This window comes from Gordonia sp. SL306, from assembly GCF_026625785.1.
Lineage (GTDB): Bacteria > Actinomycetota > Actinomycetes > Mycobacteriales > Mycobacteriaceae > Gordonia.
The window spans coordinates 4,447,241-4,469,396 of sequence record NZ_CP113063.1; the positions used below are offsets into that span (position 1 = coordinate 4,447,241).

At 66.7% G+C, this 22,156-nt stretch carries 28 protein-coding genes and 1 tRNA gene; 9 read left to right on the top strand and 20 right to left on the bottom strand.

The genetic code is table 11. The annotated features are described in order from the left end of the window. Positions 1-19 precede the first annotated feature (19 nt). The 4 genes from murI (at position 20) to rdgB (ending at position 3,109) form a co-directional block, all read left to right on the top strand. A complete protein-coding gene (gene murI / locus OVA31_RS20320) occupies positions 20-820 on the top strand; it encodes a glutamate racemase (protein WP_267631625.1) in 801 nt (266 codons plus the stop codon). 87 nt (positions 821-907) lie between these two features. Continuing rightward, positions 908-1,675, top strand: coding sequence for a cyclic nucleotide-degrading phosphodiesterase (locus OVA31_RS20325; protein WP_164306570.1), 768 nt, complete (start codon positions 908-910; stop codon positions 1,673-1,675). Positions 1,676-1,736: 61 nt separating this feature from the next. Then, on the top strand, positions 1,737-2,495 hold the full coding sequence (gene rph / locus OVA31_RS20330; RefSeq protein WP_267628388.1) for a ribonuclease PH: 759 nt from the start codon (positions 1,737-1,739) through the stop codon (positions 2,493-2,495). After that, positions 2,492-3,109, top strand: coding sequence for an RdgB/HAM1 family non-canonical purine NTP pyrophosphatase (gene rdgB / locus OVA31_RS20335; RefSeq protein WP_267628389.1), 618 nt, complete (start codon positions 2,492-2,494; stop codon positions 3,107-3,109). The genes rph and rdgB overlap by 4 nt, the downstream gene beginning before the upstream one ends. A gap of 14 nt (positions 3,110-3,123) precedes the next feature. Here the strand turns inward: rdgB and OVA31_RS20340 are convergent, their stop codons facing one another. The 3 genes from OVA31_RS20340 to OVA31_RS20350 form a co-directional block, all read right to left on the bottom strand. Next, positions 3,124-4,227 carry a glycosyltransferase gene (locus tag OVA31_RS20340; protein ID WP_267628390.1) on the bottom strand — a complete coding sequence of 368 codons (1,104 nt, stop codon included), beginning with the start codon at positions 4,225-4,227 and terminating at the stop codon, positions 3,124-3,126. A gap of 152 nt (positions 4,228-4,379) precedes the next feature. Next, positions 4,380-4,724, bottom strand: a complete 345-nt coding sequence (locus OVA31_RS20345) for a DUF3817 domain-containing protein (RefSeq protein ID WP_267628391.1) — start codon at positions 4,722-4,724, stop codon at positions 4,380-4,382. Then, on the bottom strand, positions 4,721-5,158 hold the full coding sequence (locus tag OVA31_RS20350) for a transcriptional regulator (RefSeq protein ID WP_164306575.1): 438 nt from the start codon (positions 5,156-5,158) through the stop codon (positions 4,721-4,723). Before OVA31_RS20350 ends, OVA31_RS20345 begins: the two co-directional genes overlap by 4 nt. A 78-nt stretch (positions 5,159-5,236) precedes the next feature. Between OVA31_RS20350 and OVA31_RS20355 the strand changes: the two genes are divergently transcribed. Further along, a tRNA-Leu gene (locus OVA31_RS20355) sits at positions 5,237-5,321 on the top strand. A gap of 187 nt (positions 5,322-5,508) precedes the next feature. Here OVA31_RS20355 and OVA31_RS20360 read toward each other — a convergent pair. From OVA31_RS20360 to OVA31_RS20415, 12 genes are all read right to left on the bottom strand, one after another. Further along, on the bottom strand, positions 5,509-5,790 hold the full coding sequence (locus tag OVA31_RS20360) for a hypothetical protein (protein WP_267628392.1): 282 nt from the start codon (positions 5,788-5,790) through the stop codon (positions 5,509-5,511). Beyond that, positions 5,790-6,131: a phage tail fiber protein gene (locus tag OVA31_RS20365; RefSeq protein ID WP_267628393.1), complete on the bottom strand. Its 342-nt coding sequence runs from the start codon at positions 6,129-6,131 to the stop codon at positions 5,790-5,792. The genes OVA31_RS20360 and OVA31_RS20365 overlap by 1 nt, the downstream gene beginning before the upstream one ends. A 14-nt stretch (positions 6,132-6,145) precedes the next feature. Beyond that, positions 6,146-7,093: a glycine-rich domain-containing protein gene (locus OVA31_RS20370; protein ID WP_267628394.1), complete on the bottom strand. Its 948-nt coding sequence runs from the start codon at positions 7,091-7,093 to the stop codon at positions 6,146-6,148. Positions 7,094-7,181: 88 nt separating this feature from the next. Further along, positions 7,182-7,667 (bottom strand): hypothetical protein, encoded by a 486-nt coding sequence (locus OVA31_RS20375; protein WP_267628395.1) that lies wholly within the window; start codon positions 7,665-7,667, stop codon positions 7,182-7,184. 2 nt (positions 7,668-7,669) lie between these two features. Further along, entirely contained in the window at positions 7,670-9,802 is a 2,133-nt protein-coding gene (locus OVA31_RS20380; RefSeq protein WP_267628396.1) for a hypothetical protein, read from the bottom strand. Further along, positions 9,802-10,536 carry a cutinase family protein gene (locus OVA31_RS20385; RefSeq protein ID WP_267628397.1) on the bottom strand — a complete coding sequence of 245 codons (735 nt, stop codon included), beginning with the start codon at positions 10,534-10,536 and terminating at the stop codon, positions 9,802-9,804. The genes OVA31_RS20380 and OVA31_RS20385 overlap by 1 nt, the downstream gene beginning before the upstream one ends. Continuing rightward, positions 10,509-10,892 (bottom strand): hypothetical protein, encoded by a 384-nt coding sequence (locus tag OVA31_RS20390; protein WP_267628398.1) that lies wholly within the window; start codon positions 10,890-10,892, stop codon positions 10,509-10,511. Before OVA31_RS20390 ends, OVA31_RS20385 begins: the two co-directional genes overlap by 28 nt. Further along, positions 10,889-11,095: a DUF7620 family protein gene (locus OVA31_RS20395; RefSeq protein ID WP_267628399.1), complete on the bottom strand. Its 207-nt coding sequence runs from the start codon at positions 11,093-11,095 to the stop codon at positions 10,889-10,891. The genes OVA31_RS20390 and OVA31_RS20395 overlap by 4 nt, the downstream gene beginning before the upstream one ends. Beyond that, positions 11,092-11,388: a hypothetical protein gene (locus OVA31_RS20400; RefSeq protein WP_267628400.1), complete on the bottom strand. Its 297-nt coding sequence runs from the start codon at positions 11,386-11,388 to the stop codon at positions 11,092-11,094. The genes OVA31_RS20395 and OVA31_RS20400 overlap by 4 nt, the downstream gene beginning before the upstream one ends. Further along, complete coding sequence (locus OVA31_RS20405; protein WP_267628401.1) at positions 11,385-11,633, bottom strand: hypothetical protein; 249 nt, start codon at positions 11,631-11,633, stop codon at positions 11,385-11,387. The genes OVA31_RS20400 and OVA31_RS20405 overlap by 4 nt, the downstream gene beginning before the upstream one ends. Next, complete coding sequence (locus OVA31_RS20410; protein WP_267628402.1) at positions 11,630-13,192, bottom strand: N-acetylmuramoyl-L-alanine amidase; 1,563 nt, start codon at positions 13,190-13,192, stop codon at positions 11,630-11,632. The genes OVA31_RS20405 and OVA31_RS20410 overlap by 4 nt, the downstream gene beginning before the upstream one ends. A gap of 37 nt (positions 13,193-13,229) precedes the next feature. Then, complete coding sequence (locus tag OVA31_RS20415) at positions 13,230-13,964, bottom strand: hypothetical protein (protein WP_267628403.1); 735 nt, start codon at positions 13,962-13,964, stop codon at positions 13,230-13,232. A 326-nt stretch (positions 13,965-14,290) separates the two neighbouring features. Between OVA31_RS20415 and OVA31_RS20420 the strand changes: the two genes are divergently transcribed. The 3 genes from OVA31_RS20420 to OVA31_RS20430 all read left to right on the top strand — a co-directional run bounded on the left by OVA31_RS20420 (position 14,291) and on the right by OVA31_RS20430 (position 16,728). After that, a complete protein-coding gene (locus OVA31_RS20420) occupies positions 14,291-14,683 on the top strand; it encodes a helix-turn-helix domain-containing protein (RefSeq protein ID WP_267628404.1) in 393 nt (130 codons plus the stop codon). Between the two features lie 407 nt (positions 14,684-15,090). After that, entirely contained in the window at positions 15,091-15,585 is a 495-nt protein-coding gene (locus tag OVA31_RS20425; RefSeq protein WP_267628405.1) for a DUF2510 domain-containing protein, read from the top strand. Positions 15,586-15,588: 3 nt separating this feature from the next. Next, entirely contained in the window at positions 15,589-16,728 is a 1,140-nt protein-coding gene (locus OVA31_RS20430; protein ID WP_267628406.1) for a tyrosine-type recombinase/integrase, read from the top strand. Positions 16,729-16,779: 51 nt separating this feature from the next. On the opposite strand, the gene OVA31_RS20435 is transcribed toward OVA31_RS20430, so the two are convergent. The 5 genes from OVA31_RS20435 to OVA31_RS20455 all read right to left on the bottom strand — a co-directional run bounded on the left by OVA31_RS20435 (position 16,780) and on the right by OVA31_RS20455 (position 20,967). Further along, complete coding sequence (locus OVA31_RS20435; protein ID WP_267628407.1) at positions 16,780-16,947, bottom strand: hypothetical protein; 168 nt, start codon at positions 16,945-16,947, stop codon at positions 16,780-16,782. Positions 16,948-17,088: 141 nt separating this feature from the next. After that, entirely contained in the window at positions 17,089-18,114 is a 1,026-nt protein-coding gene (locus OVA31_RS20440; RefSeq protein ID WP_267628408.1) for a Gfo/Idh/MocA family protein, read from the bottom strand. A gap of 1 nt (position 18,115) precedes the next feature. Next, the gene (locus OVA31_RS20445; protein WP_267628409.1) at positions 18,116-18,991 is read right to left on the bottom strand and encodes a sugar phosphate isomerase/epimerase family protein; all 876 of its coding nucleotides are present in this window, start codon (positions 18,989-18,991) and stop codon (positions 18,116-18,118) included. 31 nt (positions 18,992-19,022) lie between these two features. After that, positions 19,023-19,928, bottom strand: a complete 906-nt coding sequence (locus tag OVA31_RS20450) for a sugar phosphate isomerase/epimerase family protein (protein WP_267628410.1) — start codon at positions 19,926-19,928, stop codon at positions 19,023-19,025. Between the two features lie 22 nt (positions 19,929-19,950). After that, a complete protein-coding gene (locus tag OVA31_RS20455; protein WP_267628411.1) occupies positions 19,951-20,967 on the bottom strand; it encodes a Gfo/Idh/MocA family oxidoreductase in 1,017 nt (338 codons plus the stop codon). Between the two features lie 114 nt (positions 20,968-21,081). Between OVA31_RS20455 and OVA31_RS20460 the strand changes: the two genes are divergently transcribed. Beyond that, on the top strand, positions 21,082-22,134 hold the full coding sequence (locus OVA31_RS20460) for a LacI family DNA-binding transcriptional regulator (protein WP_267628412.1): 1,053 nt from the start codon (positions 21,082-21,084) through the stop codon (positions 22,132-22,134). The last annotated feature ends 22 nt before the right edge of the window (positions 22,135-22,156 follow it).

Below are 22,156 nucleotides of genomic sequence, written 5' to 3' on the forward strand. Positions count from 1 at the left end.
CGCCCAGGTCGCAGCCGGGCTGGGGGATCCGACGGCCCCCATCGGCATCTTCGACTCCGGCGTGGGCGGATTGACGGTGGCGCGCGCGATCATCGATCTCCTCCCCGACGAGGACGTCATCTACATCGGTGACACCGCCAACGGCCCGTATGGCCCGCTCGCCATCCCCGATATCCGGCGACACGCCCTCACCATCGGCGACGATCTCGCCGAACGAGGCGTGAAAGCAATTGTGATCGCCTGCAATACGGCCTCGGCAGCGTGTCTGCGCGACGCCCGGGAGCGCTATGCGCCGATCCCGGTCGTCGAGGTGATCCTTCCCGCGGTCCGCCGCGCGGTGGTGGCGACCAAGACCGGACGCATCGGGGTGATCGGCACCGAGGCGACCATCGCCTCACGCGCCTACCAGGATTCGTTCGCGGCGGCCCGAGACGCGGAGATCACGGCGGTGGCCTGCCCGCGGTTCGTCGACTTCGTCGAACGGGGCATCACCAGCGGCAGGCAGATCCTCGGTCTCGCGCAGGGCTACCTCGAACCCCTGCAGGAGGCCGACGTCGACACGGTCGTCCTGGGGTGTACGCACTATCCGTTGCTGTCTGGCGTCATCCAGTTGGCGATGGGCGATCAGGTCACCCTGGTGTCCAGTGCGGAGGAGACGGCCAAGGATCTGTTCCGGGTGCTGACGGAGCGCGATCATCTGCACCCGCACTCCGACCGTGACGCCGTCCGGGAGTTCCGGTCCACTGGCGATCCCGAGTTCTTCGCCCGCCTGTCCAGCCGTTTCCTCGGTCCGGCGATCGGTCAGGTACAGCATCTCTGATCGCCGCATCGCTCTTCTGAACAGTCGTTGGCCAGTTGTGACCCGTACCTGGTCTCTATCCGACGACAGCGTGGCACAGTAGGGCATATGCGTCTGACGGTCCTCGGATGTTCCGGAAGTGTGGGCGGCCCTGGCGCCGCCTGCTCCGGATATCTGCTGTCGACCGAAGGCCGCCGTCCGGTGCTGATCGATTGCGGTCCCGGCGTCCTCGGCGAGCTCCAGAAGGTGGTCGATCCCGTCGATGTCGACGTCGTCCTCAGCCATCTGCACGCCGACCACTGCCTCGACCTGCCCGCGATGCTGGTGTGGCGGCGGTATGCACCGTGCCCGGCGCCCTGTCGCGCCCGGCTGTACGGCCCGCCCGGTACCGCGCTGCGGGTGGGCGCTGCGTCCGCGGAGATCCCCGGTGACATCGACGACATCTCGGACACCTTCGACATCGTCGAGTGGCAGGACGGTGTCCCGGAGTTGCTGGACGGTGTGGAGATCGTCCCGACAAAGGTCAACCATCCGCCCGAGACCTTCGGAATGCGCCTCACCGGCCCCGACGGGCAGGTGATCGCTTATAGCGGCGACACCGCGATGTGCGACGAGGTCGTCGACGTGGCCGCCGGCGCCGATATCTTCCTGTGCGAGGCGACCTGGACCCATGCACCGGACGAGCGACCGCCCAACCTGCATCTCTCGGGGTATGAGGCCGGTCAGATCGCCACCAAGGCCGGTGTGCGGTCGCTGGCATTGACGCATCTCGCGCCGTGGTTCGACGCGGAGGCCATCCTGAGCGAGGCACGCTCGACGTTCTCCGGACCGGTCGACCTGGTACGGCCCGGACAGGTTTTCGATCTCGTCCCCTGAGACCTTCCTCCGCCGGCAGGCCGATCGATCACCCGTCAGACGGATAGTTACAGTTGGGATCGTGACGACACGAGCTGACGGCAGGACCGACGACGAACTGCGACCGATCACCTTCACCCGCGGGTTCACGAGCCATCCGGCGGGCTCCGTGCTCGTCGAGTTCGGCCAGACCCGGGTGATGTGCACGGCCAGCGTGACCGAAGGCGTACCGCCCTGGCGTCGTGGTTCGGGTCTGGGCTGGCTGACCGCCGAGTACGCGATGCTCCCGTCGTCGACGCACGAGCGTTCGCGTCGCGAATCGGTCAAGGGCAAGATCGGCGGGCGGACCCACGAGATCAGCCGGCTCGTCGGACGCTCGTTGCGCGCGTGCATCGATCTGGCGGCGCTGGGCGAGAACACCATCGCCATCGACTGCGACGTCCTGCAGGCCGACGGGGGGACCCGGACAGCAGCGATCACCGGCGCCTACGTGGCACTTGCCGACGCCGTCACGTGGCTGGGTGCCGCCGAGCGGCTCAAGGACCCGCAACCGTTGTCGTGCATGATCGCGGCGGTCAGCGTGGGTGTCGTCGACGGTCGTGTCCGGCTCGACCTTCCCTACGAAGAGGATTCGCGGGCGGAGGTCGACATGAATGTGGTCGCCACCGACGCCGGCACCCTCGTGGAGGTGCAGGGGACGGGCGAGGGCGCGACGTTCCCGCGCGCCACCCTGGACAAGCTGCTCGACGTGGCGATGCTCGGGACCGAGCAGCTCTTCGCGGCGCAGCGCGACGTCTTGGCGCAGCCGTACCCGGGCGAGCTGCCCGGTTCGAAGCAATGACGACCGTCCTCGTCGCCAGCCGTAACGCCAAGAAGCTGGCCGAACTTCGGCGCGTGCTGGATGCCGCGGGGATCACCGGGATCGACGTTGTCGGCCTCGACGCCGTGCCCGAGTACCCGGAGGAGCCCGAAACCGGTGCGACCTTCGAGGAGAATGCGCTCATCAAGGCCGTGGCTGGTGCACGCGCAACCGGATTCGCTTGTCTTGCAGATGATTCCGGTCTGGCAGTGGACGCGTTGAACGGGATGCCGGGCGTCCTGTCGGCGCGCTGGTGCGGCCGCCACGGCGACGACCAGGCCAACAACGATCTCCTTCTGGCGCAGATCCACGACGTTCCCGACGATCGTCGTGGGGCGGCGTTCGTGTCGGCATGCGCACTGGTCGAGCCGTCGGGGGAGCAGACGGTCACGCGCGGTGAATGGCGGGGCAGGATGTTGCGAGCGCCGCGCGGGGACAACGGCTTCGGCTACGACCCGTTGTTCGTGCCGGACGACGACCTGGCAGGGGGGCGCTCATCGGGTGAGTTGTCGGGCGCGGACAAGGACGCGCTCAGCCATCGCGGTAAGGCCCTGGCACAGTTGGTTCCCGCACTCCGGGAGCTCGCCGCGCGCTGACAGAACGTCGGCCGTCAGCCTCGGTGGACGGCCAGCATGCGGGCGATCGAGTCGGGCCAGCGGTATCCGGAAGCCCGCCGCCGCGCAGCCGATTCGCGCTCTGGTCGTGGCAGAGTCAGCACCTGCTCGATGGCGTCGGCGAATGCGGCGGGCGAATTGGCCGCCAGCGCACCACAACTCGCGTCGACCATGCTTGCCACCGCCGACGACGTCGAGGCGACCACCGGCGTCCCCGATGCCAGGGACTCGAGCGCCGACAGGCAGAAGGTCTCGTGCGGGCCGGGCGCCAGGGAGATCTCGGTGGTGGCGAGCAACGCGGCGACCTGGCCACGATCGGCGACATGCCCCAGGAACGTGACCGGTAGATCGCGCGCCGCTCGTTGTAATGCGGGTCGTCGAGGTCCGTCGCCCGCGACGACGAGATGCACCTTGCGGCGTGCCTCGTGCAACCGTGCGATCGCCGCGATGCTGCGATCGGCCCGCTTCTCCGGCGACAGGCGCCCGCAGTGGGTGATCAACGTGGTCGTGTGGTCGGCGAACCGGGCGCCGACGGCGGGATCGGCGTGACGTGGGTCGAAGACGTCGAGGTCGACGCCGAGGGGAGCGTGTTCGACGTTGGTCGCGCCGATGCGGTCGAACTCGGCGGCCGCGAAGCCCGTGGTGCACACCACGGTGTCGAAGGAGCCGGCGGTTCTTCGGTTCGCCTCGTCGGCGAGTGCGCGCGCCAACGGGCCGGGCATGGTCATCGTGAGCAGTCGGTCGAGCCGCTCGTGCGACACCATCGTCGAGTGGATGTCGCGCCGGCGCGCCCATCGGCCGAAACCGCGAAGGGTGAGGCGATCCGACACCTCGAGTGCGTCGGGACGGAGATGGCCGAGGATGTCGGCCACCCGCCTGGCCGGTGCGACACGGTAGCCGCCCGATAACGGGAGGCGTGGCGCGCTCACCGAAATCCGCCGGACCCCGCTGGGAAGGGTCTCGGCGTGGTCGTCGACGCCGGGAACCACCAGGATCACCTCGTGACCGTCGGCCACGTACCCGGCGCCCCAGCGGTCGATCGCGGTGCGCAGTCCACCCGACCGGGCCCCGTAGAAGTTGGCGAGCTGCACGATGCGCACCCGTTCAATGTGGTCGGACCGGGGTGAACCCGTGCCGACGCTCGCACCACGAGCTGTCGATCAGCCCGTGAACACCTCGCCGATCGGGTACCGCCCCTCGTCGATCGGGCACAGGAGTTCGTCGATCGGGCACACCTTGCCCGCCGTGAGCGTCAGAGGCTGTACTGCGCCTTCACTTCCTTCGTGCGGATGTGCTCGAAGTAGAAGGACAGGAACGGAATGGTGCCCGCGATCGCGGTGACGACGATCTTGCCGAGGGGCCAGCGAACCTTGATCGCCAGATCGATGGTGACGATCAGGTAGACGAAGTAGACCCAGCCGTGCACGATCGGCACGAAGTCGAGCGCGTCGACACCGAATCCGTACTTGAGGATCAGCTCGGCGACCAGCAAGAGCAACCACAGGCCCGTGATCCAGGCGAGGACCCGGTAGCGCAGCAACGCGGGCCGGACCTTCTCCACGGGTGTGCCGGTTGTTGTACTGGTTGTTTCGGTCACCTGCGATGTTCCTCACTGCTCGACAGAGATTCGTCTGACCGCCCGAGTTCGGTCAGGTATGCGTTGTATTCGGCCAGCGCGGAATCGTCGTGCTCCGACGGAGCCGACGACAGCGACGACGCGCTCGGAGTGGTGGGCCGCTCGGGCAGAAGGCCGGCCGGGATCTCAGTCGCCCCTTTGGCTCCGGGAGCGATCTTGGCCTTCTCCTCCGGATCGCTTTCCAGGACGACGAAACGCCGATAGGCCCAGATGACGGCGACGGCGAACGCCGGCCACTGCAGGGCGTATCCGAGATTCTGGGCGGTGCCCGACGCGGACTCGTACCGGTCCCACTGCCACCACGCCAGCGCGAGACACGCCAGTGCCGCGACGATCACCAGGACGATGAGTGCCGGACGGTGCCGGCGCCTGGGGGTGGAGGAGCCCGATTCCATACCGTCGACGGTACCTGGCCAGCGATGATCGGTTCACGGGCGGTACTCTGACGCAGGCGCCGGTGTGGCCGGCGACACGCGCGAGTGGCGGAATTGGCAGACGCGCTGGATTTAGGTTCCAGTGTCTCAGGACGTGCGGGTTCAAGTCCCGCCTCGCGCACCATGTTTGGCTTGCAGATTCGCGGTGATCTTCCTCTGACCTGCAGATAATCACTCGCACGATGTGCGCCCCTGCGAGTCCATCGGAGCCTGTTCGAGTGGTGAATGTGGGCAGAATGTGGGCACGTACCAACGCGAAAACGCGCCCGCCCTCGATGTGAGGACGGGCGCGTTTCGCTGTGCGGAGTGGGTCAGACGGTGATCGGGTCGAGGTCGACGATTCCGTCGTCGGGCATGACGAGTGGCGGTATGTCCACGACGCCACCAGAGGCAGGCCCGTTGGGGGTGTGGAAGTAGTACAGGCGGGTGTAGGTGCCTGCGCTGACATGCAGTCGTGCCGAGCCGACGATCTGGTCGCCGTCGTGGCGGTAGGAGATTTGGGCGCGCTGACTGGGCTGCTCGGTGACGCCGACGTAGACGGGCCACACTCCGAGCTCGACCAGGCTCGCGCTGTCAAACGCGTCGAGTGCCATCAGACGATCGTCAGGGTCGGAGTGACGACGATCTGCCCGGCCGCGTTGAGGACGATGTTCGGGCTCAGGGCAGCGTTGTCGATCTGGTTGTTGCCGGTGGCCGCGGATGCGATGAAGCCGTGGGTGTACGTACCGGCGGCGGCGTTGATGATGACGGCTGTGCCGGTGCGTGAACCGGACGATGCGGCGCCCCACGTGGTGGCGACCCGGGCGTAGCTACCTCCGGTCGCCTCGTTGGCGGGTGTGGCCGATGTACCGGGGCTGCCGGTGGCGAGTCCGATGTGGGCGCCGAGGGCCGCGAAAGCGTCCACGAGGGTGTTCTTGGTGGCGGTCACGTTCATGGTGTCTCCTCTTTCTATTGCCGGGCCCGAAGCCAGGCTCTGCCGATGGAACCGGCGCCGCCGGTGTTGGTGCCGACGAAGACGCCGGAGTTTCCGCCACCACCACCTGCGCCTGGCGCGGTGGCGGGGTTGCCGTTGCCCGACGTTGTGGTGCCGCCGGTACCGCCGGGGTATGTGACCCCTTGGAAGGTGGTGCTGCCGGGGCTGGCACCCGCGGTTTGGGCGCCGTAGGGCGATGTGCCCGTGCCGCGCCCTCCGGGTCCACCAGTTGCGGTGACTGTGATGGAGGCTGCGGTCGCTGTGGTTGCACCGCCCGCGGTTCCGTTGTTGTTGCCGTTCCCGCCACTGCCTGCGGTGCCGACGGTGATGGTGATGGTCGTTGCGGTCCATGGGATGTCGACGCCACGTTCGAGGGTGATGGTTTGCCAGGCCCCAGCTTCGCCGCCTTGACCGCCGTAGATGCTGCCGAAGGCGTGGCCACCACCACCCCCGCCAGCACCGAGGAGTACGACGTCGATGTAGCGGCACCACCAGGGGATCGCGTAGTTGGTGGCGCCTGCGGTGGAGTAGGTGGTGGTGGCTGCTGCGGTGGTGGGGAATGCTGCGCCGAGGGCGAGTGCTCCGGTGGCGGCCAGCGGCAGGGTTGCGGGCATTCGGGCGAGCGCCCCCCAGGATAGGAGCGCCTGCGCGGTGATGGGTAGCGATGCGGGCCAGTACTTCTGCGCCGCGGGGAGCGCGACGGCGCCGCTCGCGGTGGGCTGGATCGTGGCGGCCATGCGCGCGGTCGCGGCGAGGTTGACGGCACCGGCACCTGCCGGGTTGAGGGTGGCGGGGATGCGCGCGTACGCCGGGAGGGTGAGCGCTCCGACGCCGGTCGGGTTGAGGGTGGCGGGCATCCGCGGGTATGCGGCGAGCGCGAGGTCGCCGTGGCCGACTGGGGCGAGTGCCACCTCGTAGGACACCCGCCATCCACCCGTCGGTTCCGGGGCAGGCGCATCGGGTCCGGCCGGTGACCATCCAGGCCGGACGGTATCGGCCGTGGTGGGGCCGTCAGGTGACCACATGGGCGGCGATGTGGTCGAGGGCCTGCTCGAAAGTGGTGCCGGGGCCGAGGACGGCCCACGGGGTGAGTCCGTCAAGGGGGTCGTCGTTGTCGTCGATCGCGGTGACGGTGAACGTTTCGCCGGTCTGCTCCTGGCGCATCCCGCCCCACCGGACGCCGTTGACGAGGAACGTGACCTCGGTGTCCGTCTGCTCGACGGTCAGCCTCTCGGCCGGCGGCTCTTGGCCTGGCCGGTCTGAAATCCACGACATGATCGGCGTACGCACCAAATCCGCACGGAACACCGAGGTAGGACCAGGCAGCGCGGGGATCGTGGTCGGCTTCTCGATTCCCTCGGGAATCCTGCGGGCCATCATTGCCTGGACGGAAGCTACATCGAGGCATTGAATGATGTAGTGCTGCAAGCCAACCCGATACAGTCGAGTGGTTGGCGCCCAGCCGTCCAGCGTGTTGATAATCAGTTCCATGTCCATCGTTAACTCGCTTCGATCAGCACGCCACCGTTAGCGGGTGCTCCCATCGCTCCAGGAGAACCGTTAGTCGTACTCACGTTGTTGTTGTAGGAGCCGCCAGTTGCGTACAGGCCTGGCGCGCCGCCTGGCCAACCACCCGGGCCGCCGTTGCCGCCGTTCTTCGGAGCCGTACCGTCTACGCCTCCGCCACCGCCGTTGCCACCAGCACCACCGCCTGCGTAGGCGCCATTCGTGTAGTCGGCTGTTTCCCCTGCGCCGCCATTGCCGCCGTCGCCCGTCTGGTTGGCCGGGCCACCGTTTCCCCCAGAAGCGATGTGGCTACCACCCCCGCTCGCACCCGAGGTCGCATCCGTATTGCCTGATCCGGTCAGGTATTTCTGACGGCCTTGCGCTTGCCCGCTACCACGGTTTCCGCCTGACGTCTGGTTCGTTGCCTGACGGTAGAGCCCATCACTGTCGATGATGAAGTTGCCGGTCCCGGTTGATAGCGCCCACGAGCTGCCGTAGTTGCCAAACCTGGACGTTTTCCTCGCGGGCAGATCGGTTGGTCCAGTGCTGATTGCCCCCGCGCCAACTACCACCGACACGGCCGACAGATCCACACCCAAGGCTTCCAACTGTGCCGCTGTGAATGCCCGAAACATGAACGCGCCGCCAGCGGACTGCCCTTGCGACGATGACTCCCACATCCACACCTTGAACTTGCCGAACGCAGATAGATCGAGGGTGGTGGAGGTGGCGCACGTGAACAGGGTGCCGCCACCCTCCAGAGCCGAGAGGCGGTTCTGGTAGTTAGCGATTACCTCACGGACAGCGGTGTCGCCATCGGAACCACCCGAGTGTCCGGAGATGATTGCGGCGTGGGTACCTACGGCCGTGTTGTTGAGACTGGTGACCTCATCTACCAGTTCCTGAAGGCGGTCGGCGATGTCACCCCCGACCATCGGCACCTTGCGGATGCCCTCGAGAACCGCGTTGATGACCGCGAGGGTCTGCGCGTGGGCGTTGCTCAACGCGGTCGACAGACCCGACACCAGGGACTGTGGCAAGGCGCCGATCACCGTCGACGGATTGGCCAGGAGGTTGCCGATCAGGTCATCGAGGTTCGCCGCCTGGTCCTCCGTCGAGTCCAGCCAGTCACCCAACTCGTCGGCGAGGTCGAGGATCTTGTCGAGGATGCTGCCGGTCGGGGTGATGCCGAGCGCGGTGAGTGCCTGGTTGACCAGGTTGGTGAGACCCGTCCACAGATCGCCCAACGAATCCGGTAGGTCGGTGATCCAGTCCTGCGGCAGCGACGTCGCCGTCTTCCGCAACGACACATCGTCGAACCACACCGTCCCCGCCGTCACCGCCGCCGCCACCGCCAACTGCACCTTCACCGAGTCGACACCGGCCGGAACCGTGAACGTGCCGTGAAGTTGCGACCAGCCACCCGACGCCGCAGGCGAGGAGATCGGATCGCCGATCGTGGTCGTCGACACCAGCGTCGGCCCGTTGAAGGCGCGCACCTGCAGCAGGAACGCGGTCCCCGTCGAGGCGATACCGGACCATTTCGCGTAGGCCTCGACGGCGAGTGCCTGCCCCTCCGACGCCGCGACAGCTTCCGAGTTCAGCACGTGCAGCGTGCCGTCCGCGGTGGTGCGTGTCGACCCGGGGGCCGTCCGCCCCTGCGAGGCATCCCACGTCCACACGGTGCCGCCGTCGACGATCGTTGCTGCCGAACCGAAGTCGCCGAACCCTGACAGCAGATTCGGCGACGACGCATTCGACAATTGCGACAGGAACAGTTGTGGGATACGTGACGGATCGATCAGACCGCCGGCCAGCGACCGCAGGGTGCCGACCGCGGACTGGATCGCGAGCAGCGCAGCATCGTCGCCGGTGTAGTCGCCCTCGAAGACGTTGACCAGTTCGCCGAAGTCGACATCGCCGCCGAACAGGTCGCCCCACGGGTTGAGGGCGGCCTCGATCTCCTCGATGGTGTCGAAGTCGGTCGGATCGAGCCCGAGTTTGGGTGCGATGAGCCGGGCCAGCGGCGCGACGATCATCGCGTTGATCATCTTCTCGCGAATCACGGCGAGTTTGTCTTCGCCGACGCCCGGCGAGCTACCTGGCCAGTGGAATGCCTCTGCCATCAGGCCACCTGCTCGATCATTCTCGCCAGCTTCACGGCATAGCCTCCGGTGACATAGTCGGTGGTGTGCTTGGTGCCGAGGTAGAAGGTGGCATCCCTGATCGCATTCTCGATGTCATGCCAGCGCCACGGCGCCCACCATGCCTGCGCCTTCTGCTTTGCCAGTTTCTCCACATTGTCGACAGCCCAACGTTTCCCCGCCTCGGGGGAGCGAATCGACATCCACTCGGTGAGATCGGCTACCGAGCGCAGCGGCGAGCCCATCGGCAAGTCGGCGATCGGATCGAACGGCGCGTACACCGAGAAGTACGGTCGCGGCACCGACAGCGGGCCCGCTATGCCTGCGCGGCCCGAGTGTGTGAGCTGGTGCGGGTTGCCGAGGGCGCCGACGGCGACTACCTCAAGATTCGTGCGTTGGGGCAGGATCTCGCGGGCGAACGCGACGGCCGCCATGGCGCCCTGCGAGTATCCGCCGACGGCGCACACGTTCGGCGACTCGGCGACCGCGAAGGTCAGCCCGACCATGCCTGCCGAGATCGATTCGGCGGGGGAGATGTCGCCGACACCGGTGGCCGGTCCGAACGTGGCGGGGTAGTCGACGTAGCGGAATCGGACCCGTGTGCTGTCGAGTGAGAGTCGCAACGCCTCGGAGGCGGCCGACCGTTTGCCAGGTGCCGACCAGGTGCCATCAAGCCAGAGGAGATCGATCATCGCGATGATGCCTTCCCGGCCCACTCGCGCAGAGTGTCAGCCCACAGTTGTCGTTGCGTCCGCCGGTCCCCCGCGGCCCGACGTGCTGCGCGCCCCTGCCGTTGGATGCGGACGAGTAGCACGATCAGCAGGGCGAGGGAGATGGCGCCGCCGATGTAGATGGACAGCCGATACCAGTGGCGGCCCGGGTAGTCGGAACTGGTGATGACCGAGAGCGACACCTGCAGCACGACGAGTGTCCAGATGACCGACTTCATCGCGTAGATGCGGCCGATCTCGGTGCGCCACCACGGTGACTGGGACACGTACTGCAGGGTGAACACGAGCTGCTCGACCGCCAACACGCAGAGCGCGATGTCGGCGACCATCTTGGCGGTCACTGAACGCCACCGAAGGCTGCGCGCAGGGCGTCGGCGAATCCGTTCCGTAGAAGTTCCTGGTTCAAGCTGTCCTCCAGCTCTCGGGCACGTCGGTCGACGCGTTCGGCTTCGTAGCGCCGAACTGTCGACTGGTGCTGTCTCAACTCGGCCGCGTCGGCCCGCTCTCGTGCGATCTGCAGTTCTCTGCGCCACCACAGCTTCATGGGCTGCGCTCCTCCGCCAGTTGGCGTATGGCTTTCACGATGGCTTGCTGCACTTCGGCAGCCGCCGTCGAGCGGGCGGCAGCATCAGCGAACTTGGCGATGCTGCTGCCGTCCTCGACTGACCGTTTCTCGGCGGCCTCGATCTCGCGGTCCTTCTGCGCCATGATTTCTCGGTGGTGGACGCCGAGGACGATCCAGCCGCGGATGAGGGCGATGACGAGTCCGGCCACGGCCACGATCAGGAACGACACAATGCCGACGCCGTTCCATGCGGCCGGGGTCAGGATGGTCACGCGCCGGGTTCGTCTCTACCCACCCCGTTGTCGAGTCCGTCGATCAGGGTCGCGTTCTTCACGAGGAACGCACCCGCGGTGGTTGCGGCACCAACAACGACGGTGATCCAGACAGCCACCGTGTCGGGGATGACGGACGCCGCGCTGGTGAGTGCCTGCGTGAGGATCAGCACGAGCGCGCCGAGCGCCACGATCAGGGTTTTGCGGATCTGGGAGGGCTTGTAGCCGAACAGCTTCATGGTCATGCCGCCTTTCCGGTGAGGTCGACCTTGACGCCCGTGGGCACGTAGGTCAGGGTTCCGTGCTCGAAGTGCTGCACGATGTTGTCGGTGCCGGGCACCGGGGTTTCGTCCGACGTGGGGTAGCCGACGGCCGATTCTTCCCAGCCCATCGCCTTGTACTGGTCGCCGATCGCGCCGTGGACGTAGAAGCCGCGCGAGGCCCCGTCCTGGCGCAGCAGTGTGCCGCCCTCGAATGCCTGCACCGCGCCGCCGTCGAGCTTCGTGAACGGCCGTGTCGGGTAGCCCAGTGGTCCGGTCTCCCACTGGTAGTCGGCACCCCACGTCTCAAACAGCCCGCCGTGAGGGATGACGTAGGCAGCCTTTGCGCCGCTGCGCCAGTAGATGTGCGCGTCGGCGAACTCGGCCCAGGCGCCGTCCTTGAGCTTGTTCTCGCCCTTGGTGATGCGAGCGCCCACCCACGGTGTCGCGGCGGCCGCGGCGTCGATGAGGTTCGGCACGACGGGCGCGACACCAGCCGACAGAGCTCGCTTGATGAGCTCGTCGAACGGGAATCCCATGCCGGGGTCGGTGTGTCCGCCGCCGCGCTGCCCGAAGTCCATGTGCCCGACGACGCCGGCCGCCTTGATCGGCCAGCCCGACCGGCCGCGGTCGCCTGCGTAGACGAGCGGGATGCCGTACTGCTGGTGCGCTGCGGCGAGCGCCTTGGCCGCCCGGGTGATGGCCAAGTCTTCGTTGAGTCCGTCGCCCGAGTCGTCGACCCCGTCGAGCCATTGGCCGCGCGACCATTCGGCGAACGATCCGGCGATGCAGATGTGGATGCCGAGATCGTTCGCGTCGGCGGCCGCCCACGGTCCCTCGTTGAGGGGGACGATCTCGACGGTGTCGCGGCCGTCGATCGACAGGTTGTAGGCAACCGGGTTGCCCGTCGTCGCGGTGCCGTTGCAGAAGTTGGCGAGCGCGACCGCGGTGCTCTTCGCCTGCTGCGTGTGGAACACCGCGAACGGGGTTCTGGCTCGCGGGCCGTTCGAGTTGCCGATACCGGCGCTGCTCGCGTTGTAGCCGTGCATGACCTTGGTGATGCCGTAGTCGGGCATGGTGGTACCTCCGGTGTTGAGTCGGTCGTAGAGTGCCGAGGCTTCGGTGAACCGCTGGTCGTAGCGGTCAGGGAAGGCGGACCCCTGCACGGCCTGCGCGTAACTGCCGGGCGAGCGGGTGCCGTTGTAGTCGAGCTTCGCGAGGCGTCCGAAGAACAGTGCCGCCGACTTGGCGACGTCCATGCAGGTGGCGCAGTCGGCCCACCACCACTGCCCGTTGCTGCCCTTGCGGATCTGCTGCTGGAACACGCCGACGCTGTAGCCGTCGGAGCCGACCTCATCGTGCGGGAGTTTCAGCGACTCGGGAACTTTCGCGTTGGCGTACATGAGGATCGGGCCGACCTGGCCCGGGGCGATCGGTCCGGCTTCCACGAGCGCGGTCGCCAGGCCGATCTTGATGCCGCGCGGGGTGATGCCCATCGAATGACCGGTGGCGATGATGGTGCGGGCGTAGTCGTCCGATGACATGGGTGACCTCCGGTCACAGTGACGAAATGGGTTGGCACTAAATGGCGTTGGCGAAACCGTGCAGCGAACCTTGGATGTCGCCGAGGCCGCCGAACAGCCGATCCCACGGACCTTTCGCGCGCTTGTCGCGGCCGATCGTCGGCGTTTCGACGACCCGCTCACCGGGGGCGTCCTCGATGGTCACCGACGACACGTACTGTTCGACGGTGTTGCCGCGGTCCCAGCAGGTGACGATGTCGCCCAACTGGTAGCGGCGCGGGGTGTTGTTGTCGACGCCGAAGCTGATGCCGCGGCCGTCCGGTGTGCCACCTTGGGCGGTGATGGTGAGTTCTTCCTTGCCGCCGTGCTCTTTGAGCCAGGTGTGCGCGGTCGAATATCCGTCGATCGACCAGGCCGCCGTGTTGTCGGCGAACCCTTCGGGGAGCGCGTCGGCGTGCCCGATCTCGTCGGCAACCTCCTGATCCCAATACACCTGGTAGGCGAAAAAGATGTTGTCGAACAGGTCACCGACGCCGACCGAGAGGCCTGCAACACCGCCGGCGCCGGGGATGGTGGCGATGGCGGCGACGATGGCGGCGATCGCAAGGTTGGCGCCGATCTCGATGATGTCGTTGAGAACCGACGGACTCTTACCGCCGACGATCGCCCGCCATGCGGTGGCATGCGTCTCGGAGTACTTGAACGACCTGATCTGCCCGCCGTCGGTGCGGAACTGCACGTGGCGGCGATCCCGCTTGAGTTGGGTGGTGAACACGTATCCGGCTTGGTCCATGTCGTAGGACCACAGGCCGTCGTTGACGGGCTTGAGGAGTTGGGTGAGGTCGAGGAATGTGTCGCTCGAGGGTCCGCCGCCGGACGCCGACCCGGGTGTAGACCCGGTACGCCGACGCCAGTAGGTCGGTCAGGTCTGAGGTTGTCAGCAGCCGTTGCGGTATTTGCCGATGCACCCAGTGCAGTTCGGCCATCAGTGATTCACGGTCATTCATGGGAGAAGCCATGCGGGCTACACCTCTATGGGATCGAGCGCCCGGGCTGGGGCGCAAACGGGCACGCGATAAGCGCTACGGATCGCCGTCGGTCCCAGTACCCTTGTGGGTGATGAGCGACGTCAGGCGACCGGATTACGGTTCGGAGATCCGCAAGCTACGGCTTGGGCGGGGTTGGGGTCGCGAGCGGTTGGCGGAAGAATCCGGCCTCACCGTTGCCGACGTCGATGAGGCCGAACAGGGTGACTTCGACAACGTGGCTGCCATTTTGACCGCGCTCGAAGCGGAACCGCTCACGTTGGTGTTGCCGCAAGCGATGGCCGACTATCTGCGGACGGTGCGGCCGATTGCTGATCGTGTCCCGGCGGAGCAGTTGCCGATCGCGCTGGCGGAGTGTCTGGGCATTCTGGCGCGCGCGGCGGCCGGTGTGGAGGCGTCGGCGACAGTGCGGCAGTACAACGTCGTCACTGGTGGCGAGGTCGACATCGATCAGGTCGTTCATTAGCTCTGTTCGTTCACTGTTTTCGTTCCGCTGTGCCACCCCGAGGGCCTTCCCGTTGTTGGTTCGGTCGAGCGTTTGTTCGTTCACTCGTACTCGGACCGGTGATCCACTTCTACCGCAGCGAGAATGTGGTGACCTGATCGTTATTTGAGGTCGCATGTCGGACATTCGCGAGAGCGCAGTTCGTGCAAGTGCCCAAAGTGGAACATGCCGGTAGGTATGGAAGTCGGGACTGTTCACGCTGCTAGGGGCCTAGATGTCCGGTTTACGATCCTGACATGGACTGCACCAGAATGTATCAACCGTCGTTGCAACGGTAGTGCAACCGGACTCTATAGTAGGCACCCGCTGACGCAATTCTGTTGCATCACATACGATCCCTCGCATGGGGGGACGATGAGGAGTAGATCATGAGTCAGCCATCGGGCTGGTATCCCGACCCGCAGCGGCAGACGTTGCAACGCTACTGGGACGGCGAGCAGTGGACCGACCAGGTGAAGTCGACGAAGAAGGGCCCGAACTGGCGCTACCTTCTAGCCATCGGGGTGATCGTCGTCGCGGTGATCGTGGTCGCGAGTATCGCGGGCGGGGGAGGCGATGACGGCGACAGCTCGGCGAGCCCGCCGCCGACCACGACGACCAACCTGGCCGCGGACCGGACATCGCAGGCGACGGTACTCGCGGCGGCCGAGAAGCTGTGCGCGGACATGATGCGCGAGAAGTTCGTCGACCCCGACGCCGACTTCGGCAACTGGAAGATCACCGCCGAGAATCCGGCAGGCACCACGCCGCCGTCGTGGCGGGTGTTCGGTCAGATGAGCACCGGGTCGACGCCGCGCGGCTTCTACTGTGACGTCGCGTGGCAGGCGGCGGCCGACAACTATCACGCCGAACTCGTGGGGTAGGTCATGGCGTCGATCAAGAAGTATTCGACGGCGGCCGGCGACCGCTACCGGGTGCGCTACCGCAAACCCGACGGCACGCAGACCGATCGGCGGGGCTTCGCGACGAAGAAGGCCGCCGAGGTGTGGGCGGCGGACAATACGGTGTCCCTCAACGCGGGCACCTGGGTTGATCCGCGGCACGGTAAGACGACGGTGGGGGAGCTGGGCGAGGAGTGGTTGGCGCGGCGCTCGAGGCTCAAGCGTTCGGCCCGCCAACGGCTGGTGACGACGTGGGAGGTGCGGGTGAAACCGCGCTGGGAGCACACGCCGATCGCCGACATCCGGCCGACGCAGGTGCAGGCGTGGTTGGACGGGCTGACGATCGTTCCGAAGCGCGACGATGCCGAGCCCCGGGCGTTGGGGGCCACCGGGGTGATCTACGCCCACCAGGTGCTCAACGGCATCCTCGCCGATGCGGTGCGGGATCGGATGCTGACGGCGAATCCGTGTAGCGGGATGACGCTGCCGCGTAAGGGGCAGAAGCGCAAGGTGTATTTGACGCATGAGACGTTGCATCGGTTTGTCGACGAGGTGGCGGCGGGGTCGGTGGATGCGCAGGCGCGGTCGGTGCTGGTGTTGACGCTCGGCTACACGGGCTTGCGGTGGGGTGAGGCGACGGGGCTGCGGGTGCGCGGGGTGAATGCGCTACGTCGGCGGCTGGTGATCCGCGACAACGCGGTGGAGGTGAACGGGGAGATCGAGGTGGGCACGACGAAGGGCCATCGTGAGCGTACGGTGCCGGTGCCTGAGTTCCTGATGGCGCGGATCGTGGAGCAGTGCGAGGGCAAGGGGCCTGACGATCTGGTGTGGGCGCATCCCGGTGGCGGGTATCTGCCGTTGCCGCCGTACACGCGCGGCTGGTGGCAGCAGGCGGTGAAGCGGGCGGAGATTCCGCGGATCACGCCGCACGATCTGCGGCACACGGCGGCCTCGTTGGCGGTGTCGGCGGGGGCGAATGTGAAGGCGCTGCAGAAGATGTTGGGGCATGTGTCGGCGGCGATGACGCTGGACGTGTATGCCGATCTGTTCGATGACGATCTCGATGATGTGTCGCGGCGGCTGGATGAAGCTGTGGGCAGGATGTGGGCAAACGGGGGTGTTTAGGCTGGTTGACCTGCCTGTTTGGGGTGGTTCAAGTCCCGCCTCGCGCACCACTCAGCGACGGTCCTGGCGCCTCATGTCGTCGGACGTCGTTTCCTGATGCTCGTCGTGCTTCTCATTGACGTCTCGCAGGCGGACCATGCGGCCCACGATGAGTGCCACGACGACGGCAATCGTCACCCAGACGGTGACCAGGATTGCGACGATCAACCACGTGGACATACCCCACGGTACGCACAGGGGGTGTCCGATCGACAAGTTCTCCTGCATACAGCGCTGCGGTGGGTGCCTGCGCACGATGGGCGGGAAACTGCGCACGATGGACGGGGAAGTGCGCCCGCTCGGCGACGACGGGCATGGCCCTCATTCGTCCGGGAACGCGATCCCGATCTCTGCACGAATGCGGTCCATCACCTCGAGGGTAGCGACCACGTCCGCGGACGGATGGATGGCGGAGTCGACGGCGCCGTCGACGATCCGTCGCGCCGCATCGGCGGCCGAGAAGTGCAGCCCGTCCTCATGGGATGCCGGCTCCTCCTCATGGACCAGCGGTTCACCGGTCCGCGGCACCAGCCGGAACGGCCCCGGCTGGTAGAACGGCCCGGGTAGCTCCAGGTACCCACCCTCACCTGCGACGGATGCGGTGGTCGGCGTGTCGGCCAGGATCGTCGTCGAGACGAGGGACTGGCTGCCGTCGCGATGGCCCAGGGTGGCCGAGATCTGGCCGTTGAGTTCGTGATTCGCGGCTACGCCGATCGCCGACACGGTATGCACCTCACCGAGGACCCACTGGGCGAAGGCCACCGGGTAGGTGCCCAGGTCCAGCATCGGGCCGCCCGCGAGCGTCGGATCGTAGATTCGGTGGTCGGTGGTGAAGTACTCGCCGTGATCGGCGGCCACGGTGCGCAGCGTCCCCAGTGTCCCGTCGTCCAGGAGTTGGCGGATCACATCGAACTTCGGTAGGAACCGCGTCCACATCGCCTCGCCCGCGAACACCCCGGCTGCGTGGGCGGTCGCGAAGACCTCGCGCGCCTGGGCGGCGTTGATCCCGGCAGGCTTCTCGATGAGGACGTGCCTGCCGGCCGCGATCGCCTCCAGCGCGCACCGATGATGCTGCGGATGGGGCGTGCTGACGTAGACGATGTCGACATCCGGATCGCCGAGGAGCGCTTCGTAACCGGCGTGTGCGGTGGGAACGCCCATACGCCTGGCGAACTCGTCGGCACGATCCGCCGATCGGGATCCGACCGCGACGACCCTCTGACCGGTGTGCTTGTGCAGCGCCCCGACGAAGCGCTGCGCGATCCAGCCCGGTCCCATGATTCCCCAGCGCAGTGAGGGCGCCGTCGATGGGTCGAGCGTTCGGGGTGCCGGCAGGTGCCCTGGCACGTCAGCTCCGGTACTTGTCGACGTAGTCGGTCATGGTCGCCAGCTGATACCGCGAGACGTCACTCGCGTTCTCGTTCTCGGCGAAGACACTGGACACCATGACCGTGTCGTCACGGTTGTAGAAGCCGATCTCGCCGAGCGTGCCGAAGAACTCCTCCCAGTTCACGTCGCCGTCACCGATCTTCAGGTGCTGGTGCACACGGACCGCGTTTCCGGGCGGGTTGGTGATGTACCGAAGACCATGTGACGCATGGTGATCCATTGTGTCGGCGACGTGGACCAACCGCAGCATGTCGCCGGCGGTGGTCATGATCTCGGCCATGTTGCCACCCATGTGGAAGGAGTGGCAGGCCACAAAAACCAGACCGACGTTCTTCGAGTTGATCCCGCGGATCATCCGGATGGCGGCCAGCCCATCCTCGACGAAATCGTCGGGGTGTGGGTCGATCCGGACGTCGACGCCCTCACGCTCGATGATCGGTACCAGTTCCTCCATCGAACGGAAGAAGGCCCGCTCGGATTCCTCCGGCTTCTCGGGGCGCCCGGAGAACTCGGTGTTCATCACGTTGACGCCCAGATCGATGGTGATCTGGATGGCCCGCTTCCAGTACCGGACGGCGGCTTCACGAGCATCCTCATCCGGGCCGGACCACCGCAAGACCGGTAGCACGGAAGCGATCCCGACGCCTGCATCCGAGCAGGCCTTGCGAAACCTCGCGACCAGGTCGTCGTCGGCCTTGGGATGGTTGAAGAACGGGATCATGTCCGCATGCGGCGTCAGCTGGAGGTACTCGTAGCCGAGATCGGCCACGACGCTGGGCAATTCGAGTAGCGAGTGGCTGTGGTGGAACGGGGTGGGGTCGAGCGCGACCTTCATGTCGGGACCTTCCTCGGTGAGGTGTCAGGTGTCAGCTGAAACGGACGGCCGCCACGCCACAGGAACCGAGGTAGCGCGCGGTGCGCTGGGCGATCGGCAGCGGGGCGTCGGGGGCGCACGGGTACATGTCCTGTTCGACGATCGCGAAGATGTCGATGTCCAGGTCGGCGACGGCGTCGAGCAGCGGCGGCATCTCCGGGATGCCGCGCGGAGGTTCGGTCATCGCGCCGAGACGGACCGCCTCACCGAACGGTAGGTCGTCGGCGGCGACCTTCGCGCGCACGGTCTCGTCGACCTGCTTGAGGTGTAGATAGCCGAGGCGCTCGGGGTGCTTGCGGATGATGGCGAGATTGTCGCCGCCACAGTAGCTCACGTGCCCGGTGTCGAGGCACAGGTTGACGAACTCGCCGTCGGTGTTCTCGAGGAACCGATAGATGTTCTCCTCGGTGTCCACGTGGCTGTCCGCGTGCGGGTGATATTGGGCGCGCACGCCGTACTTCTCGAACATGGCCTTGCCGAGCTCGTTCATGCCCCGGGTCTTGGCGAGCCATTGGTCGTCGGTGAGGTGGCGGTCCTCGAGGACCACACCGGTCGCCGGGTCACGCCACATCTCCGGGATCACCACCACATGCTTGCCGCCCACGGCTGCGGTGAGCTTGGCGACGTCCTCGATCTGAGACCACACGGCATCCCACGAGTCGTCTTGGTGGAGGTGCTCGAAGACGGTGCCCGCGGACAACTTCAGGCCGCGCTCGCCGAGTTCGTCGCGGAGCTGTTGCGGGTCGGTCGGCAGGTAGCCGAACGGTCCGAGTTCGATCCATTCGTAGCCGGATGCGGCGACCTCGTCGAGGAATCGGGTGTAGGTGGTCTGCTGGGGATCCTCGGGGAACCAGACGCCCCAGGAATCGGGGGCAGAACCGACGATGATGTTGCTCACTTGTGTTGTCCCTTCGGGTGTTTCAGATGGTGGTGGCAGACAGTGCCGGATACGTGATGGTCTCGGGAACGCCCGAGCGCAGAGACCTGGTGGCGGCCTCGGCGATCGCCTGGGCCGCGAGGGCTTCGGGCAGCGTCGGGCCGACGGGGGTGCCGGAATCGACCGCGGAGACGAAGTGGTCGAGCGCGCTGCGATACGTCGGGGCGACGCGCTCGAACCAGCCGGGATGCATGCCGTCGGTGACGAGACTCCCTGCCCGATAACGGGTGACCGACCCGACTCGCTGCCGTCCGGCCTCGATCATCCCGGTGGAGCCGAGGACCTCGATGCGTTCGTCGTATCCGTAGCCGATGCGGCGCGCACTGTCGATCTGGACCAGCGTCCCAGAGGGCATGCGGAGGATCACCGCCGACGTGTCGACGTCGCCGAGCTCGGTCATACGGGGATCGGTGAACACCGATCCAGCCGCGAACACCGACACGGGGTCCTCTCCGGTGATCCAGCGCGCGAGGTCGAAGAAGTGCACGGTCTGGTCCCGCATCTGACCGCCGGAGACCGCGACGTAGTCCAACGGTGGCAGGGCCGGACCTCGGGTGGTCATCTGGACGAGTTCGACGGTGCCGATCTCGCCCGCGCGCACCGCATGATGGAGTTCTGCGTAGTCGCGGTCGAAGCGCCGGTTGAAGTCGACCATCATCGGGCTCCCGGTGGTCCACACCTCGCCGACGACGTCGATCGCGAGGTGCAGATCGAGATCGATCGGCTTCTCGCAGAGAACAGCCAGTCCGGACGCGGCGGCGCGTCGGAGGTGATAGGCATGCGTGTCGGTCGACGAGGCGATCAACACCGCGTCGACTACCGACGAGTCGAAGGCCGCATCGAGATCGATTGCCCGAGTGAGGTTCCGGGTAGCAAGGTCGGCGGAGCGAGCGCTGTCGACGTCGTAGACGCCGACGAACTCGACACCCGGATGGGCGGCGAGGTTCTCGGCATGAACCGAGCCGATGAAACCTGCGCCGATCAACGCCATGCGGACCATTCGGGTGCGCTCCTTCTGTCGGAAACCGGCGAACTGTGGGACACTGGGACAACATGGGACCGGTCCCAGTCACCATACGTGGTGTAGATCACCAGGGCAATAGGATGAACGATTGTGAGTGTTGACGAAGTGAATCCCGATGGCGGTGCTGCCGCCGCCGGCGGTCGGCGAGCTGCGACGATCCGCGACGTTGCCGCTCACGCAGGCGTGTCGAAGTCCGTGGTCTCGCGGGTGGTGCGCGACGAGCCGAATGTCAGCGAGGAACGTCGGGAGCGGGTACGCGCGGCGATGGCCGAACTCGGCTACCGGCCGAACTCCATCGCGCGAGGTCTGTCGGAGGCCCGTAGCGGCACCGTCGGTGTGGTGATCAACGACCTGCGGAACCCGTGGTACGTCAGTCTGATCGAGGGCCTGGCGACGACATTGGACGCGGTCGACGTCGCGCCGATTCTGGTGGACAGTCGACTTGATCACCAGGTCGGTCGCGACACCGTGGAGACATTGCTGTCCCGGCAGGTGGACGGTCTGGTGGTGGTCGGAACGACGGACGCACGCGTGGAAGTCGAGCGGGCGGCCCAGTCGATTCCGGTGGTGCTCGCCGGCACCCTCGAGCCGGATCTGCCGACCGTGGACATCTCGGTCGACGACGATCTCGTCGGCGCGCGGCTGGCCACCGAACACCTTCTCGCGCTGGGACATCGACGACTTGCGCACATCCAGGGGCCGGGCTTGGTCGGGACTCTCCGTCGGCGGGGATTCGAGGAGACCATCGCTGAGTCGGGTGCGGCGGTCGAATCCGTGATGGTGGAGTACGGCGGCATGACCGAGGACGGGGGACATGCGGCGGCCGCGCGACTACTCGACTCCGCTGCGCCGCCCACCGCGATCTTCGGCTTCAACGACATGACGTGCCTGGGTGCGATGTCGGCGGCGGACGACCGAGGCATCTCGGTGCCTCGTGACCTGGCGCTCCTCGGCTACGACAACACGCAGTTGGCCGGCCTGCGCCACATCTCGCTGACCTCCATCGACAACGGGAACTTCACCGTCGGTGCGCAGGCGGCGAAGTTCCTCATCCAGCGCATGGACCGACTCACCGCCCCGCGGCGGGTCTATCGGCACGCGCCAGAACTGGTGGTCAGACGGACCACGGCGGCACCGCACTGACGTTAGAGCAGGGCGCCGCCGT